Genomic DNA, 16,135 nt, shown 5'->3' with positions numbered 1-16,135 from the left:
GCCGCCGAACCGGCGACGGGCACCGGCGGACCGGCCCTGGTCCGCCGGACGGGCCCGCCCCCTCACCCCTCCTTGATGAAGCCCTCCTTCAGCAGCCAGTTCTTGGCGACGTCGTGCGGGTCCTGGCCCTCCACATCGACCTTGCGGTTCAGCTCCTGGGCGACGGTGTTGTTGAGGGCCTTGGTGACCGGGGCCAGGACCTCGGCGATGGCCGGGTACTTCTTCAGGGCCTTGGCGTTGATCTCCGGTGCGACGTTGTAGTTGGGGAAGAAGTGCTTGTCGTCGGCCAGGACGTGCAGGTTCATCGCCTTGATCCGGCCGTCCGTGGTGAAGACCTCGCCCAGCGCACAGGTGCCGTTCTTCGTCTCGGTGTAGACGACGCCGCCGGTCATCTTGCGGACGTTGGAGGACGGCACCTGCATGCCGTAGGCCCGGGCCATGCCCGGCAGACCGTCGTTGCGGGTGGCGAACTCGTTCTCCACACACATCGTCACGGCGCCGGGGTTCTTCTTCGAAAGCGCCGCGACGTCCGAGAGATCGCGTACGCCCAGCCGCTTCTGGTTGGCGGTGTTCAGCGCCAGCGCGTAGGTGTTGTTCAGCGTCGACGCCGGCAGCCAGACGATGCCGTTCTTCCGGTCCTCGTCCCGGACCACCTTCCACTGCTCCTGCGGGTCGACGACCGGTTTGGTGTGGCCGAGGTAGGTGATCCAGCCGGTGCCGGTGTACTCGTAGGCGGCGTCCGCCGTGCCGGACTTGACGGCTTCCCGCGCGCCGATCGACCCCTGGATGCTGGTCTTGTCGATGACCTTGGCGCCGGCCGCCTCGAAGGCGATGCCCATGATCTGGCCGAGGACGATCTGCTCGGTGAACTCCTTCGAGGTCACGGTCAGCTGCGCCCCGGTGAGCGGGCGGTCGGGGTAGCCGGCCGCCGGTCCGGGTTTCACGTTGTCGGTCATCGCACTGCCGCTGACCAGGCCGCATCCGCCGGGCGCGACGGTGGCCAGCAGCGCGGCGGCGAGCAGGGCGGCCGGCCGCCGAAGGGCCCTCATGCGGCCACCTCCAGGCCGCGCGGCCGCAGCAGCAGTTCGGCGAGCGAGGCCAGCCATTCGACCAGGAGGGCGAGCGCCACGGTCAGCACGGAACCGAGGATCAGTACGGGCATCCGCTGGGTGACGATGCCCGCGGAGATCAGATCGCCGAGGCCGCCGCCCCCGCCGAAGGTGGCCAGCGTCGCGGTGCCGACGTTCAGCACCAGCGCGGTGCGCACACCGGCCAGGATCAGCGGTACGGCCAGCGGGAGCTCGACCTTGGTCAGCACGCCGGTGGGGGACATCCCGATACCGCGGGCCGCCTCGGTCAGCGTCGGCTCGATGCCGCGCAGCCCGGCGATGGTGTTGGCGAGGACCGGCAGCACGGCGTAGATGACCATGCCGACGATCGCCGAGCGCGCGCCGATGCCCAGCCAGATCACCAGCAGGACCAGCAGACCCAGCGCCGGTACGGCCTGGCCGAGGTTGGCGATGGCCATCGCGAGCGGAGTGGCCCGGCGCAGCTTGGACCGGGTCAGCGCGATGCCCAGCGGGATCGCGATGATCAGTACGAAGACGGTGGAGATCGCGGTGAGTGCGATGTGCTGGCGCAGCGCCAGCCACACCTTGCCGTTGTCCACCGCCTGATGGGCGATCGAGTCCAGGCGCGCGCCGCGGAACCACAGCCAGGTGGCCAGCAGCGCGGCGAGCAGAAAGACCGGCATGAAGGTCCACTTCTGCCAGCTGATCCGGCGCTCGCCGGGGGCGGCGGACGGGGTGGGCGCCTCACCGGATGCCAGCTCCCGCTGCTCCATCTCGACGTTGTCGCGGAAGGCCAGCGCTTCGTGGTCGCCCGGCGGGCGCTCGCGCGGCGGCCCGCCGCTGCCGTCGCGGGGGCTCATGCCGTGACCCCTCGGCCGCCTTCGGTGCCGCCCGTGCCGTGCAGGCCCTCCTGTTCCAGCTGTGTCTGGCGGGCGCGCTGCTCCTGGAGCTCGTGCTGATGCTCGGCGGCCTCCAGGCGGTCCGCGTCCAGGAGTTCATGGACGTTGTTCATCAGCGTCTCCATGTCGACCACACCGATGTACTCGCCGCGCCGCCCGGTGACCGCGACCCGGCCCGCGTTGTCGGTGAGCACCGCCTCCAGCGCGTCGCGCAGCGTGGCGTCCCGGGTGACCGTGTCGGCGACCAGGGTTCCGGCCCGTGCCAGCGAGCCCTTGGCGAGGGACAGATCGCCGCGGCGCAGCCATTTGTACGGCCGGCGGTTGCGGTCCAGCAGCAGCAGTTCGTTGTGGGAGCTGGAGCGCAGCCGGTCGAAGATGGACTGCAGCGGGTCGTCGACCCCGGCGGTGGGGAAGTCGACGACGCCGACGTCCCGTACGCGGGTGAGGTTCAGCCGTTTCAACGCCGCTCCCGCGCCTACGAAGCCGGAGACGAAGTCGTCCGCGGGGTTGGTGAGGATGGCTTCGGGGGTGTCGAACTGGGCGATGTGCGAGCGCTCGCGGAGCACCGCGATCCGGTCGCCGATCTTGATGGCCTCGTCGAAGTCATGGGTGACGAAGCAGATGGTCTTGTGCAGCTCGTGCTGGAGCCGGATCAGTTCGTCCTGGAGGTGGTCGCGGGTGATCGGGTCGACGGCGCCGAACGGCTCGTCCATCAGCAGTACGGGTGGGTCGGCGGCGAGCGCGCGGGCCACGCCGACCCGCTGCTGCTGGCCGCCGGAGAGCTGGCGCGGATAGCGGCCGTGGAATTCGGCCGGGTCCAGGCCGACCAGGTCGAGCATCTCCTCGACCCGGTTCTTGATCTTCGTCCTGGACCAGCCGATCATCTTGGGCACCAGCGCGATGTTCTGGGCGACCGTCATGTGCGGGAAGAGGCCGGAGGCCTGGATGGCGTAGCCGATCTTGCGGCGCAGCTTGACCGGGTCCATGTCGGTGACGTCCTCGTCGCCGATCCGGATCCGCCCGGACGTCGGCTCGATCAGCCGGTTGATCATCTTCAGGGTGGTGGACTTTCCGCAGCCCGAGGGCCCCACGAAGATCACGATCTCGCCGGCCTTGACCTCCAGATTGACGTTCTCCACCGCGGGGTTGGGGCTGCCCGGGTAGATCTTCGTCAGGTTCTCCAGATGGATGCGCGCGCCGGTGGTGGCGCGGGTCTCGGGTGTCTCAGGCACGGATCCCCCTGGAGATGGTCAGGCGTCCGATCAGGACGTACGCGGCGTCGAACAGGAGGGCGAGGATGGCGATTCCGAGGGTGCCCGAGAGCACCTGATTGAGCGCGTTGGCGCTGCCCAGCGAGGCGATACCGCGGAAGATCTCATTGCCCAGGCCGGGGCCGGAGGCGAACGCGGCGATGGCGGCGATGCCCATCAGCATCTGGGTGGCGACCCGGATGCCGGTGAGGATCGGCGGCCAGGCGAGCGGAAGTTCGACGCGGAAGAGCCGGGCCAGGCGCGACATCCCGATGCCCTTGGCCGCGTCGACCAGCGCCGGATCCACCCCGCGCAGCCCGACGATGGCGTTACGCACGACCGGCAGCAGCCCGTACAGGGTCAGCGCGATGACGGTCGGGGCGACGCCGAGGCCGACGATCGGGATCAGCAGACCGATCAGGGCCAGCGAGGGGATGGTCAGGACGGTGGCGGTCGTGGTGGTGGCGAGATTGCCCGCCCATTCGCTGCGGTAGGTGACGACGCCGATGAAGACCCCCAGCAGGGTGGCGATCACCATGCACTGGAAGACCGCGCTGGCGTGCTGATACGTATCCGTCAGCAGCTGCGCGTGCCGACTGCCGACGTACTCCCAGAAGCTCACCCGTCGCTCTCCTCGGTTGGCCGGTCAGTCTCCTGATGCCTGCTTCACCAGCGGGATGATCCGCAACGGAACCGGATTTTCCATGACGATCGCCGTTGACGCCCGCACAATCCCATCAAAGCCCACAACCCGGTCGATCACCCGCTGTAGATCGGCGTTGGATCTGGCGACGAGCCTGCAGAGCATGTCCCCATGTCCCGTCGTTGTATGCAGCTCCAGCACCTCGGGAACGGTCGTCAAGTGCGCCCGTACGTCATTTCCTTGACCCTGTTTGATCTCCAGGGTCGCGAAAGCGGTCACGGGATAGCCGATCGCCGCCGGGTCCACATCCGGCCCGAAGCCCCGGATCACTCCATTCGACTGAAGCCGGTCGAGCCTGGCCTGGACCGTTCCGCGCGCCACCCCCAGCCGCCGGGACGCTTCCAGAACGCCGATCCGCGGTTCCTGGGCGAGCAGCTCCAGCAGCGCCCCGTCCAAATGATCGATCGTCATCGTCCGCTCCTTCGATTTCGATGGTCATCATGTACAGATAGCCCGGCGATACTGTCCTCTCGCTATGCATAATGCCCAAGGGATTCGCGAACTATTGCGCACCTTGTGGATCGGAGGGACTCTGCGACCATGGCAGACACCACGATGCACACCCAGCCCACCACCCCCAGCTCGGCCCGGCAGGCGGACCCCTTCCCGGTCAAGGGGATGGACGCGGTCGTCTTCGCCGTCGGGAACGCCAAGCAGGCCGCGCACTACTACTCGACCGCCTTCGGCATGCGGCGCGTCGCCTACTCCGGGCCGGAGAACGGCAGCCGCGAGACCGCGAGTTATGTGCTCGAATCCGGCGGCGCCCGGTTCGTGTTCACCTCCGTCATCAAGCCCACCACCGCCTGGGGCCACTTCCTCGCCGAGCATGTCGCCGCCCACGGCGACGGCGTCGTCGACCTCGCCATCGAGGTCCCGGACGCCCGCGCCGCCTACGAGTACGCCGTCGCCCACGGCGCCACCGGCCTGGAGGAGCCCTACGACCTCAAGGACGAGCACGGCACCGTCGTCCTGGCGGCCATCGCCACCTACGGCCGGACCCGGCACACCCTCGTCGAGCGCACCGGCTACGACGGCCCCTACCTGCCCGGCTTCGTCGCCGCGACGCCTGTCGTCGAGCCGCCGGAGAAGAGGTTCTTCCAGGCCATCGACCACTGCGTCGGCAACGTCGAACTCGGCAGGATGAACGAGTGGGTGGCCTTCTACAACAAGGTCATGGGCTTCACCAACATGAAGGAGTTCGTCGGCGACGACATCGCCACCGAGTACTCCGCCCTGATGTCGAAGGTCGTCGCCGACGGCACCAAGAAGGTCAAATTCCCGATCAATGAGCCGGCGATCGCCAAGAAGAAGTCGCAGATCGACGAGTACCTGGAGTTCTACGGCGGCCCGGGCGTGCAGCACATCGCCCTCGCCACCAACGACATCGTCGCAACGGTCCGGCAGATGCGCGCCGCGGGCGTCGACTTCCTCGATGTGCCCGATTCGTACTACGACACCCTCGGCGAGTGGGTGGGCGACACCCGCGTACCCCTCGACGAGCTGCGTGAGCTGAAGATCCTCGCCGACCGGGACGAGGACGGCTACCTCCTGCAGATCTTCACCAAGCCGGTCCAGGACCGCCCGACCGTCTTCTTCGAGATGATCGAGCGGCACGGCTCCCTGGGCTTCGGCAAGGGCAACTTCAAGGCCCTCTTCGAAGCCATCGAGCGCGAGCAGGAGCGGCGCGGCAACCTCTGACCGCCCGCCCGTCACCCGACCTCCACCCCCAGAAGACAGCGCTGCGCGCCGACCGCCCGCCCGTCGCCCGACCTCCACCCCCAGAAGACAGCGCTGCGCGCCGACCGCCCGCCCGTCGCCCGACCTCCACCCCCAGAAGACAGCGCCGCGCGCAGACCGGACCCGTGGGCCGTACACGATCTTCCGTGTACGGCCCACGGATGCGAGGCTGGAGGCATGGACCTCATCGCACGTCTGCGCGCCGGACTTCCGGGCGAAGCGATCCTCACCGACCCCGACGTCACCGGCTCCTACGCCAACGACATGGCGAGCTTCTGCGAGGCCGGCACGCCCGCCGTGGTCGTCCTGCCGCGCACCGTCGAACAGGTCCAGCACATCATGCGGACCGCCACCGAACTCCGCGTGCCGGTCGTCCCCCAGGGCGCGCGCACCGGCCTGTCCGGGGCCGCCAACGCCTCCGACGGCTGCATCGTGCTCTCGCTCGTCAAGATGGACCGGATCATCGAGATCAACCCCGTCGACCGGATCGCGGTCGTCGAACCGGGTGTGATCAACGCCGTCCTCTCCCGCGCCGTGAACGCACACGGCCTCTACTACCCGCCCGACCCCTCCAGTTGGGAACAGTGCTCCATCGGCGGCAACATCGGCACCGCCTCCGGCGGCCTGTGCTGCGTCAAATACGGCGTCACCGCCGAGTACGTCCTCGGCCTGGACATCGTCCTCGCCGACGGACGGCTGCTGACGACCGGTCGGCGCACCGCCAAGGGCGTTGCCGGCTACGACCTCACCCGGCTGTTCGTCGGCTCCGAGGGGAGCCTGGGCATCGTCGTACGCGCCGTCCTCGCCCTCAAGCCGGAACCGCCCGAGCAGCTCGCGCTGGCCGCCGAGTTCCCCTCCACCGCGGCCGCCTGCGAGGCCGTCTGCGAGATCATGGCGCGCGGCCACGCCCCCTCGCTGCTGGAACTGATGGACCGTACGAGCATCCGCGCCGTCAACGACATGGCGCAGATGGGGCTCCCGGACACCACCGAGGCGCTGCTGCTGGCCGCCTTCGACACCCCCGAGCCGGCCGCCGACCTCGCCGCCGTCGGCGAGCTGTGCACCGCCGCCGGCGCCACCCAGGTCGTGCCCGCCGAGACCGCCGCCGAGTCCGACCTGCTGTTGCAGGCCCGCCGGTTGACCCTGACCGCACTGGAACGGGTCAAATCCGCCACCATGATCGACGACGTCTGTGTACCGCGCTCCCGGCTCGCCGAGATGCTCGACGGCACCGCCGCCATCGCCGAGAAGTACGGCCTGACCATCGGCGTCTGCGCGCACGCCGGCGACGGCAACACCCACCCCACGGTCTGCTTCGACGCCGCCGACCCCGACGAGTCCCGCCGGGCCCGCGAATCCTTCGACGACATCATGGCCCTCGGCCTCCAACTGGGCGGCACGATCACCGGCGAACACGGCGTCGGCGTACTGAAGAAGGAGTGGCTGGCGCGCGAACTGGGCCCGATGGGCCTGGAGTTGCAGCGCGGCATCAAGCAAGTCTTCGACCCCCTGGGCATTCTCAACCCCGGAAAGTTGTTCTGAGGACCACAGGGGGCGCACCTCCCTGTCGTGTCCATGGCCCCAGCCCCACGAGCCCTGCCCACCGCCTCGTAAGGTTTCCGCATGGACTCCTTGCTCCCCGGAATAGCCCTGCTCGTGATCGCCCTCGCCATGGTGGCCTCGTCCACCGACCGCCGCTCCAAGACCCTGGACCGCCGGCTGCAGCGACTGGAGCGGAAGGTGGACCTGCTGCTGGCGCACGCCGGCATCGAGGAGCCGCAGGACGCCAGGATGACCGAGATCGACGAGCTGCTGCGGCAGGGCAAGAAGATCCAGGCGATCAAGGTGCACCGCGAGCTGACCGGCGCCGGACTCGCCGAGGCCAAGGAAGCGGTCGAACGCCGGATGCGCTGACGCCGCAGTGGGCAGAGGATGGCCAGAAGGACCACCGGGGCCCACCGGGCCACTCCTGACCGCGCAGGGAGCGAGAGCCGATGGCAGCGACCGAAGCGACCAAAGCCGCCGATGAGGCCTATGACGTCATCGTGCTGGGGGCGGGTCCGACCGGCGAGAACCTCGCCGACCGGGCGCATGCCGCCGGGCTGAGCGCGGTGATCGTGGAGAGCGAGCTGGTCGGCGGCGAATGCTCCTACTGGGCGTGCATCCCCAGCAAGGCCTTGCTACGCCCGGTCACCGCCCGCTCCGAGGCGCGCCGGGTGCCCGGCCTCAGGGACGCGGCGGACGTCGCGCTGGACTCCTCCGCGGTGCTCGCCCACCGTGACGAGTTCGCGGCCTACTGGAAGGACGACGGACAGGTCCGCTGGCTGGACTCGGTCGGCATCGACCTGGTGCGCGGGCAGGCCCGGCTGGCCGGGCCCCGGCGGGTGGTCGTCGACGGCGGCCGGGTGCTCAGCGCACGGCACGCGGTCGCGGTGTGCACCGGCAGCCGCGCCGTACTGCCCAACATCCCGGGACTTGCCCAGGCCAGGCCCTGGACCAGCCGCGATGCGACCAGCGCGAAGAACGTGCCGGGCCGCCTGGTGGTGGTCGGCGGCGGCGTGGTCGGCGTCGAGATGGCCACCGCCTGGCGGGCGCTGGGCGCCTCCGTGACACTGCTGGTACGCGGCGACGGACTGTTGCCCCGGATGGAACCGTTCGCCGGCCACCTCGTCGCCGAATCGCTCGCCGAGGCGGGCGCCTTCCTGCGCACCGGCGTCGAGGTGCGCGAGGTACGCCGTGAAGCCCCGGGCGGCCCGGTGACCGTCGTCCTGGACTCTCCCCCTGGGCCTGGCGGCCCGGGAGGTACCCCCAGCGACGAGATCATCGCCGATGAACTCCTGATCGCCACCGGCCGGGCCCCGCGTACCGAGGACCTCGGCCTGGAGACGGTCGGCCTTACGCCCGGCTCCTGGCTGGACGTCGACGACAGCTGCCGGGTGAAGGGGGTGACCGGCGGCTGGCTCTACGGCGTCGGCGACGTCAACCACCGCGCGCTCCTGACCCACCAGGGCAAATACCAGGCCAGGATCGCCGGCGCCGCGATCGCCGCGCGTGCCCGGGGCGTCCCGATCCTGGAGTCCGACCGCTGGGGCGCACACACCGCCACCGCGGACACCCTCGCCGTCCCGCAGGTCGTCTTCAGCGACCCCGAAGCCGCCTCGGTGGGCCTGACCGCCGCCGCGGCCGAGCGGGCCGGGTACCGGATCCGGGTCGTCGACCAGGACCTGGCGGCGGTGGCCGGGGCGTCCTTGTACGCGGACGGCTACCGCGGCCGCGCCCGGATGGTCGTCGATCTGGACCGTGAGGTGCTGCTCGGCGCGACCTTCGTCGGCCCCGGCGTCGGCGAACTGCTGCACTCCGCGACGGTCGCGGTGGCCGGCGAGGTCCCCATCGAGCGGCTGTGGCACGCGGTGCCCGCCTTTCCGACGATCAGCGAGGTCTGGCTGCGGCTGCTGGAGGCCTACCGCGGCTGACCGCCCGGTTTTCGGCCCGGTCGTCAGGTCCGTGCGCCGGGACCGCTCGCGCTCAGGCGCCGTCCGCACCCAGCGCCGCGGCGAGCCGCAGCTGTCCGGCGGCCTCGGCCGCGCGGCCCTGGCGCTCCAGGGTGCGGCCGAGCATCAGATGGGCGTACGACTCCACCGGGTCGCGGTCCAGCACGGCCCGCAACTCGGTCTCCGCGCGGTGCAGTTGGGCGGAGTGGTAGTAGGCGCGGGCGAGCAGCAGCCGGGGCGCGACCGGCTGCGGGTCGTCGTCGACCAGGCCGCGCAGGATCCGCGCCGCGGCGTTGAAGTCCTTCGCCTCGAAGAAGAGCTGGGCCCGCGCCCAGCGGTCGGCGGCGGCGCCGTGCTCGTAGTAGCCGGCGTCATGCGCCGCGGAGCCGGAGTCGTACGCCGTGACAGCGGTGTCGTACTCCGGAAGCTCGGTCTCGTGTCCCGTACGTGCGAGGCGGTTCTCGGTCATGCCGGCTCCAACACCACGGCTTGGTTGAACATTCCACAAGTCTGGCCGGCGCGGCACGTGGCTGCGCCGGCCTCCCCGTCCAAGGCCTAAGGCCGCACCCCCGGTGGGCTTCCCGGGCACCCCTTACGCCCCGGGCTCCGGCGACTCGTCCGAAGGACGGCTGTCACCGGGCCACAGGTCCTCCCGCGACGCCATCGCGAACAGTTCGCCCAGCCCTTTGTCGAGGCCCAGATGCCGCTGCTCGGACCCCGGCGGGACCAGCCGCAAGGTGCGCTCCAGCCACGCCGACACCGCCGCGGCCGGCGCCTGCAGCAGCGCCTCGCCGTCCGGCGAGTTCAGCGCCATGCAGACCAGGCTGCGGCCGTCCACCTTCGTCGGCCACACCCGCACATCACCGTTGCCGCACGGCCGGAACACGCCCTCGACGAGCAGCTCGCGGGCGAAGGTCCAGTTGACCGGGGAGTCCGAACCGATATGAAAGGTGACATGGACGGCGTACGGGTCATCCGACCGGTACGTCAGCCGGGCCGGCACCGGAATGCTTCTCTCCGGCGACAGGACCAGGCCCAGTTCCAGCTCTCGTTCCACCACGGTGTGCATGACGTCCGCCTCTCTTCGTTCCCTGCGGACACCCGGAAACGGGCCCGCACAGAGTAGAGAGGCGCCCGGTGCCGGACTCTTACGCGACTTCGTACAACTTTTTTCCCGGGCCTCTTCCAGGTGGTCGTGGGCGGGCATGGACACCGATGCGACCCGGGGTCTGATAGATGTGGACGCTGCGTTGCGGCAGACTGCACCCCAACACCCACCAGGCCGAGAACAGATACGGGACTTCGGACATGAGCGCCCCTACCTCAGGATCCGCCGGCGGCAGCCCCACGCCAGGCTTCTACCCGGACCCGTCCATCCCCGGCTACATCCGGTACTGGAACGGTGCCGCATGGGTGCCGGGCACCAGTCGGCCGGCCCCGGCCGAGGGTGAGGCGATGCCCGCACCGCCGCCCGGCGCGGCCCCACCGTCCGCGCCCGCCGTCGAGGAGACCGGCCCGGTCTTCTTCGACGAGGAGGCGGCCGGCGACGCCGCGCTGCCGGCGGTACGCCGGAGCGGCGAGATCGAGACCCGGCCCGCCGCCAGTTGGGACGATCCGTCCCGGCTGCACGGCACCAGCCCGGAAGCAGCCTCCGCCTGGCAGGCCGACGCCTCCCGGCAGGCCGGCTTCGGCGGTGAGACGGACCGCCGGATCTCCTGGGGTTCGCCCGACCAGGCACCCTCGGGGACGCCGTCGGGCGCCGCCTCGTGGGGCTCGGTGCCGCCGCAGCGCGACGAGCAGGGCGACGGGTCCGCGTCCGGCGATCTGCCCGGCACGCCCTCGTCCGCCTCGCCCGCCCCGGGCAAGCCCGGGGTCCCGGCCGACGGGACGGTCGCCATCCGCGCGGTCAACCCGGCCGCGCGCCGTGGCGGAAACTCCGGCGACCAGGGCACCACCGCGATCCGTGCGGTACGGCCGGACGCCAACAAGCCCGCCAAGCCCGCCAAGGCCAACGAGACGATGGCGATCCGCGTCGCGGGCGGCGCCGGGACGCCGTCCGCCGGGTCCGGTACCGGCACCCCGCAGTCGCTCCCGTCCGTCGGAGCCCAGCAGGGCCGCCCGGCATCGCAGAACCAAGCGCCCCAGCAGCAGACGCCCCAGCATCAGGCACCGCAGCACCAGACGCCGCAGAATCCGGCGCCACAGAACTCCGCACCGCAGAACCCGGTGCAGCAGCAGCCCGGTCAGCAGCCGCCCGCACCCTCGTCCGGCTTCCCGGCGCAGGGTGGTGCCGCGCCCGGACCGCAGGGCGCGGGCGCCGAGGGCGTCATCCCCTGGAAGCCGCCGGCCGCCGCCGACCCCTTCTTCGCGGCCGCGCAGGCCGCACAGGGCCACCCGGCCGGGCTCGGCCGCAGGCTCGCGGCCCGGCTGATCGACACCCTGGTGCTGGGCGCGGCCACCGCCGCGGTGGCCGTCCCCATGTGGGGCACGGTCACGGACCACATCGACGCCAAGGTCGAGGCGGCCAAGCAGTCCGGCCGCCAGGTGACGGTCTATCTGATCGACGGCACCACCGCGCCGGTCTTTGCCACGATCCTGGCCGTCCTGCTGGTCGGCGGCGCGCTCTACGAGGCGCTGCCGACCTTCAAGTGGGGCCGCACCCTGGGCAAGAAGCTGTGCGGCGTGCGGGTGCTCGACATCGAGAGCCATGACACCCCGCTGCTCGCCGCCGCGCTCAAGCGCTGGTTCCTCTACAGCGTCCTCGGTATCCTCGCCGTCGGTGTGCTCAACGTCGTCTGGTGCCTCTTCGACCAGCCGTGGCGCCAGTGCTGGCACGACAAGCTGGCACGGACGTTCGTCGCCGCCGACAAGGCCTAGCCGCCCGGCCGCCCACCGGCGATTTCTCGTTCGGCCGATCCGCCGGGCGCCAGCGGTCCCCCGAACGGACTTCGCCGGATGCGCCCGGCCGTGACAAGGGGTCGACTCGGGCCATGAGCACCGACCAGCCCCGGCCCGGCCCCGGTGAGCCGCCGGAGAACGATCCGTTCCTGAAGAAGCCGCAGGAGCCCCCGGCGGGCGGCGCTCCTCGCAACAGCTCTCCTCGTAGCAACGGCTCCCCTCGTGACGACTCACCGCAGGGCGGCGGCACGGGCGGGGGTGAGGGCGGTACACCACCTCCGGGCGGCACACCACCGCCCCCTCCGGGCGGTACGAAAGGCCCGCCGCCTCCCGGGGGCACGCCGCCCTATGGAGGAGCCCCGCCGTATGCCGGTGATCCCTACGGGGGGCAGTACGGGCCGGCCGATCCGCTGGCCGGAATGCCGCCGCTGGCGAACCGGGGCCGCCGGCTGGTCGCGCGCATCATCGACGCGATTCTCATCGGTGTGCCGGTGTCCTTGATCATGACGTTGATCGTCGGCGGGGTGGATTACTTCAGCACCAGCAACGTGGAGGCCGGCAAGCAGTCGACGGTATCGGGTGTCACGATGCTGGCGTATCTCATCTACGAAGGGCTGATGCTGACCAGTCGCGGCCAGACCGTCGGCAAGATGGCGATGAAGATCCGGGTGGCGATGCTCTCGAACGGCTCGATCCCGACCGCCCAGGCGGGCTGGATCCGGGCCGCGGTCTATACGCTGCCGGAGATCGTGCCGTGCTGCGGCTTCATCTTCTGGCTGGTCAACGTCCTGTGGTGTACCTGGGACAAGCCGTATCAGCAGTGTCTGCACGACAAGGCGGCGAAGACCGTGGTGGTCTCCACGGAGCCTGCGTAGCGCGGGTGTCCCCGTGCGCGCGCCCGTCCGGGTGCGCGGTGGTGCGCGCGCTCGTCGGCGCGCGTGCCCGGCGGTGAGAGTTGCCCGTCAGTGAGAGTGCTCGCCGACCCGTGCCTCGACGGCGGCCGGTTCGGTGAGCCGGGCCCGCGGCATGCGGTCGGACGGCGTCGGTACGGGCCTCAACGGGGCGGGCACGGCGGGCGACTTGGCGCGTACGACATGCCGGCGGACCACTCGTGACACCCCCGGCATCGGTGCCGTCATGGCGACGAGCAGACCGAGCCCCAACCCGGCGATGGCGATGACCGCGACCCCGATCCCGGTCTGCGTCTGTGAGAGCAGCAGCATCGCGAGGGTGGAGAAGAAGACGGTGGCCGAACCGTAGGCGAGCTGGGTGGCAGTCGGACGAGGCATGGCGAAATCCGTCCTCGGAGGGTCGGCAGGGGGTGTCGGTCAAAGAGGCGCCATCAAACGAGCCTACGGTCCTTACTGCCCGAGCGGAACGCCAAGTAAGCGTGACCTAACCCACGGGGCGGTGCACAGGGGGCGCACGAACAGCCGCTCGCTCGAACGCGCGTTGCTGTCATGGCTGTTGAGGGCGGGGGCGCATGCCCCGCAGGCATATACACCCGGGTCCTGCCCGCCCGGGGGAGTACCGGTACGGCATGGCCGTCCGGTGTCCGATAGCTGAAACCAGCGGATCGAGAAACGTACTTCGCTGACGTGCGCAAGTCAAGATCTGTCTTTTCCCCTGTATTTCCGGTCGAATGCCCTTCGACCAGTGGGACCGCTCAAAGGGGAGGACAGCGCCAAGTGAGAGACAACAGAAGGGTGTTCAGATCGGCCGCCCTGGCCACGGCAATCGCCGCGATCGGGGCGGCCGCTTTGTCTTCGGGGGTGGCCACGGCCGACGCGCAGGGGCCGTCGCCCGTCGCCAAGCGCCAAGACCCGGCCCCCGAGCGGTCCGTGGACCACGACCTGGCGGGCCCGTTCAGCGAACGGCAGGCGGCCGAGCGCAAGGAAGCCCTCCAGCAGGTCATGTCCGGCGACGCCAAGGCCACCGAACGGGGTGGTTCGAAGGTCGTCAAGCTCGGCAGGAGCAAGTACGTCGAGCTGGCCCGGCAGAAGACCGACAAGATCTTCACCGTCCTCGTGGACTTCGGCGACAAGGTCGACGACACCACGATGTTCGACCCGGACGGCGACGGCCCCAAGCCGCCGGTGAAGAAGTACGGCGGCGAGGCCGGCCCGGCGCACAACCAGATAGCCGAGCCGGACCGTGCCAAGGACAACAGCACGGCCTGGCAGAAGGACTTCAACCAGAAGCACTTCCAGGACCTCTACTTCTCGCACGACAAGAAGAAGCAGTCGCTGGCCAAGTACTACGAGAAGCAGTCCTCGGGCCGCTACTCCGTCCAGGGCGAGGTCTCCGACTGGGTCAAGGTCGACTGGAACGAGGCCCGGTACGGTTCCAACTACTGTGGCCAGACCAACTGCGCCAGCGCCTGGGACCTGATCCGCGACGGCGTCAACCAGTGGGCCAAGGACCAGAAGGCGGCCGGCCGTACCGACGCGCAGATCAAGACCGATCTCGCCAAGTACGACCAGTGGGACCGCTACGACCACGACGGCGACGGCAACTTCAACGAGCCCGACGGCTACATCGACCACTTCCAGATCGTGCACGCCGGCGAGGACGAGTCCGCAGGCGGCGGTGTCCAGAAGACCAACGCCATCTGGGCGCACCGCTGGTACGCGTACGGCACCGACGCCGGCAAGACCGGACCGGGTGAGAACAAGGCCGGCGGTACCCAGATCGGTGACACCGGCATCTGGGTCGGCGACTACACCATGCAGCCGGAGAACGGCGGCCTCGGCGTCTTCGCCCACGAGTACGGTCACGACCTGGGCCTGCCGGACGAGTACGACACCACCGGCACCGGCGAATCCTCGGTGGACTTCTGGTCGCTGATGTCGGGCGGCTCCTGGCTCGGCAGGGGCAAGGACTCCATCGGCGACCTGCCCGGCGACATGAGCGCCTGGGACAAGCTGCAGCTGGGCTGGCTCAACTACGGCAAGGCCAAGGCCGCCAGCAAGTCGACCCACAAGCTGGGCGTCGCGGAGTACAACACCAAGGACAAGCAGGCGGTGGTCGTCGAACTGCCCGCCAAGGCGGTCAAGACGGACATCGTCCAGCCCGCGGAAGGCTCCAAGCAGTGGTGGAGCGACATGGGCAACGATCTGAAGAACACCCTGTCCCGGCCGGTGGACCTCACCGGTAAGGCCAAGGCGTCGCTGACGCTCAAGGGCTGGTGGGACATCGAGAAGGACTACGACTACCTCTACGCCGAGGTCTCCACCGACGGTGGCAGCAACTGGACGGCCCTGGACGGCACCGCGAACGGCAAGGCCATTTCGCGCGACGGCAGCGACAAGCCCGCACTGACCGGCACCGTCGCCGCCTACCAGGACCTCGCCTACCCGCTGGACGCCTACGCGGGCAAGAAGATCGACCTCCGCTTCCGGTACCAGACCGACGGCGGCGCGGCCCAGAAGGGCTTCGCGGCCGACACCGTCAGCGTGGTCGCCGACGGCAAGCCGCTGTTCAGCGACAGCGCCGAGGGCGACGACAACGGCTGGACCAGCAAGGGCTTCTCGCGCATCGGCGCGTCCTTCACCAAGGACTACCCGCAGTACTACATCGCCGAGAACCGCCAGTACGTGTCGTACGACAAGACCCTCAAGGTCGGCCCGTACAACTTCGGCTGGACCACCGACAAGCCGAGCTGGGTGGAGCACTTCCCGTACCAGAACGGTGTGCTGATCTGGCTGTGGGACACCTCGCAGGCGGACAACAACGTCGGCCAGCACCCCGGCTCCGGGCAGATCCTCCCGGTCGACGCGCACCCGAAGGCCGAGCGCTGGGCCGACGGCAAGCTGATGCGCAACCGCTTCCAGTCCTACGACTCGACCTTCACCCGCTTCGCGACCGACGCCCTCACCCTCCACAAGGACGGCAAGCCGGTCACGATCACGTCGAAGAAGGGCGTGACGCTCTTCGACGACCGGAACGGCGTCTACTACGACAAGGCGAACCCCACCGGTGGTGTGATCGTTCCTGACACCAACACCCGGATCAAGATCACCAAGGAGGCCAGGGACGGCTCCTCGGTGACGGTTCTGGTCGGCCCCGCCGGTAAGTAAAAGGTAAA

14 protein-coding genes and 1 pseudogene are annotated in these 16,135 nt (G+C 70.0%); 7 read left to right on the top strand and 8 right to left on the bottom strand.

What is annotated here, in order from left to right; genetic code table 11:
- Window positions 1-62 precede the first annotated feature (62 nt).
- Genes KI385_RS17885 through KI385_RS17865 form a run of 5 tightly spaced genes read right to left on the bottom strand, consistent with a single transcriptional unit; the run spans window position 63 to window position 4,333 of the window.
- Complete coding sequence (locus KI385_RS17885) at window positions 63-1,049, bottom strand: glycine betaine ABC transporter substrate-binding protein (RefSeq protein WP_238573188.1); 987 nt, start codon at window positions 1,047-1,049, stop codon at window positions 63-65.
- Entirely contained in the window at window positions 1,046-1,930 is an 885-nt protein-coding gene (locus tag KI385_RS17880; protein WP_238573187.1) for an ABC transporter permease, read from the bottom strand. Before KI385_RS17880 ends, KI385_RS17885 begins: the two co-directional genes overlap by 4 nt.
- Window positions 1,927-3,201: a betaine/proline/choline family ABC transporter ATP-binding protein gene (locus tag KI385_RS17875; RefSeq protein WP_238573186.1), complete on the bottom strand. Its 1,275-nt coding sequence runs from the start codon at window positions 3,199-3,201 to the stop codon at window positions 1,927-1,929. Before KI385_RS17875 ends, KI385_RS17880 begins: the two co-directional genes overlap by 4 nt.
- Window positions 3,194-3,841: an ABC transporter permease gene (locus tag KI385_RS17870; protein WP_238573185.1), complete on the bottom strand. Its 648-nt coding sequence runs from the start codon at window positions 3,839-3,841 to the stop codon at window positions 3,194-3,196. Before KI385_RS17870 ends, KI385_RS17875 begins: the two co-directional genes overlap by 8 nt.
- Window positions 3,842-3,865: 24 nt before the next feature.
- Complete coding sequence (locus KI385_RS17865) at window positions 3,866-4,333, bottom strand: Lrp/AsnC family transcriptional regulator (RefSeq protein ID WP_128508497.1); 468 nt, start codon at window positions 4,331-4,333, stop codon at window positions 3,866-3,868.
- A 129-nt stretch (window positions 4,334-4,462) separates the two neighbouring features.
- On the opposite strand from KI385_RS17865, the gene hppD reads away from it, so the two are divergent.
- The 4 genes from hppD to KI385_RS17845 all read left to right on the top strand — a co-directional run bounded on the left by hppD (window position 4,463) and on the right by KI385_RS17845 (window position 9,132).
- Window positions 4,463-5,620, top strand: coding sequence for a 4-hydroxyphenylpyruvate dioxygenase (gene hppD, locus KI385_RS17860; RefSeq protein ID WP_238573184.1), 1,158 nt, complete (start codon window positions 4,463-4,465; stop codon window positions 5,618-5,620).
- Between the two features lie 216 nt (window positions 5,621-5,836).
- Window positions 5,837-7,201 (top strand): FAD-binding oxidoreductase, encoded by a 1,365-nt coding sequence (locus KI385_RS17855; RefSeq protein WP_238573183.1) that lies wholly within the window; start codon window positions 5,837-5,839, stop codon window positions 7,199-7,201.
- Between the two features lie 81 nt (window positions 7,202-7,282).
- Window positions 7,283-7,573 carry a ribosomal protein L7/L12 gene (locus tag KI385_RS17850; RefSeq protein ID WP_238573182.1) on the top strand — a complete coding sequence of 97 codons (291 nt, stop codon included), beginning with the start codon at window positions 7,283-7,285 and terminating at the stop codon, window positions 7,571-7,573.
- Between the two features lie 80 nt (window positions 7,574-7,653).
- A complete protein-coding gene (locus KI385_RS17845) occupies window positions 7,654-9,132 on the top strand; it encodes a dihydrolipoyl dehydrogenase family protein (RefSeq protein ID WP_238573181.1) in 1,479 nt (492 codons plus the stop codon).
- 52 nt (window positions 9,133-9,184) lie between these two features.
- On the opposite strand, the pseudogene KI385_RS17840 reads toward KI385_RS17845, so the two are convergent.
- Together KI385_RS17840 and KI385_RS17835 are read right to left on the bottom strand one after the other, a co-directional pair.
- Window positions 9,185-9,514: pseudogene (locus tag KI385_RS17840) on the bottom strand (tetratricopeptide repeat protein); the annotation flags it as partial.
- Window positions 9,515-9,742: 228 nt separating this feature from the next.
- Window positions 9,743-10,219 carry an SsgA family sporulation/cell division regulator gene (locus KI385_RS17835; RefSeq protein ID WP_238573179.1) on the bottom strand — a complete coding sequence of 159 codons (477 nt, stop codon included), beginning with the start codon at window positions 10,217-10,219 and terminating at the stop codon, window positions 9,743-9,745.
- 239 nt (window positions 10,220-10,458) lie between these two features.
- On the opposite strand from KI385_RS17835, the gene KI385_RS17830 reads away from it, so the two are divergent.
- Both KI385_RS17830 and KI385_RS17825 read left to right on the top strand, forming a co-directional pair.
- Window positions 10,459-12,027 carry an RDD family protein gene (locus tag KI385_RS17830; RefSeq protein WP_238573178.1) on the top strand — a complete coding sequence of 523 codons (1,569 nt, stop codon included), beginning with the start codon at window positions 10,459-10,461 and terminating at the stop codon, window positions 12,025-12,027.
- Window positions 12,028-12,140: 113 nt separating this feature from the next.
- Window positions 12,141-12,923, top strand: coding sequence for an RDD family protein (locus KI385_RS17825; RefSeq protein WP_238573177.1), 783 nt, complete (start codon window positions 12,141-12,143; stop codon window positions 12,921-12,923).
- A gap of 87 nt (window positions 12,924-13,010) precedes the next feature.
- Here the strand turns inward: KI385_RS17825 and KI385_RS17820 are convergent, their stop codons facing one another.
- The gene (locus tag KI385_RS17820; RefSeq protein WP_238573176.1) at window positions 13,011-13,337 is read right to left on the bottom strand and encodes a hypothetical protein; all 327 of its coding nucleotides are present in this window, start codon (window positions 13,335-13,337) and stop codon (window positions 13,011-13,013) included.
- Window positions 13,338-13,736: 399 nt separating this feature from the next.
- Here KI385_RS17820 and KI385_RS17815 point away from each other — a divergent pair, with 399 nt between their 5' ends.
- Entirely contained in the window at window positions 13,737-16,127 is a 2,391-nt protein-coding gene (locus KI385_RS17815) for an immune inhibitor A domain-containing protein (RefSeq protein ID WP_238573175.1), read from the top strand.
- The last annotated feature ends 8 nt before the right edge of the window (window positions 16,128-16,135 follow it).

It is taken from the genome of Streptomyces inhibens (assembly GCF_022221585.1).
In the GTDB taxonomy this organism is placed as follows: Bacteria; Actinomycetota; Actinomycetes; order Streptomycetales; family Streptomycetaceae; genus Streptomyces; species Streptomyces inhibens.
This window is presented reverse-complemented; position numbering and strand designations above follow the sequence as displayed.

What these genes read in the sequence shown, in the direction of transcription:
- KI385_RS17885 (WP_238573188.1), bottom strand. Translation starts at nt 1,049, where the DNA reads ATGAGGGCCCTTCGGCGGCCGGCCGCCCTGCTCGCCGCCGCGCTGCTG.
- KI385_RS17855 (WP_238573183.1), top strand. Translation starts at nt 5,837, where the DNA reads ATGGACCTCATCGCACGTCTGCGCGCCGGACTTCCGGGCGAAGCGATC.
- KI385_RS17880 (WP_238573187.1), bottom strand. Translation starts at nt 1,930, where the DNA reads ATGAGCCCCCGCGACGGCAGCGGCGGGCCGCCGCGCGAGCGCCCGCCG.
- KI385_RS17825 (WP_238573177.1), top strand. Translation starts at nt 12,141, where the DNA reads ATGAGCACCGACCAGCCCCGGCCCGGCCCCGGTGAGCCGCCGGAGAAC.
- KI385_RS17845 (WP_238573181.1), top strand. Translation starts at nt 7,654, where the DNA reads ATGGCAGCGACCGAAGCGACCAAAGCCGCCGATGAGGCCTATGACGTC.
- hppD (WP_238573184.1), top strand. Translation starts at nt 4,463, where the DNA reads ATGGCAGACACCACGATGCACACCCAGCCCACCACCCCCAGCTCGGCC.
- KI385_RS17820 (WP_238573176.1), bottom strand. Translation starts at nt 13,337, where the DNA reads ATGCCTCGTCCGACTGCCACCCAGCTCGCCTACGGTTCGGCCACCGTC.
- KI385_RS17850 (WP_238573182.1), top strand. Translation starts at nt 7,283, where the DNA reads ATGGACTCCTTGCTCCCCGGAATAGCCCTGCTCGTGATCGCCCTCGCC.
- KI385_RS17830 (WP_238573178.1), top strand. Translation starts at nt 10,459, where the DNA reads ATGAGCGCCCCTACCTCAGGATCCGCCGGCGGCAGCCCCACGCCAGGC.
- KI385_RS17835 (WP_238573179.1), bottom strand. Translation starts at nt 10,219, where the DNA reads ATGCACACCGTGGTGGAACGAGAGCTGGAACTGGGCCTGGTCCTGTCG.
- KI385_RS17865 (WP_128508497.1), bottom strand. Translation starts at nt 4,333, where the DNA reads ATGACGATCGATCATTTGGACGGGGCGCTGCTGGAGCTGCTCGCCCAG.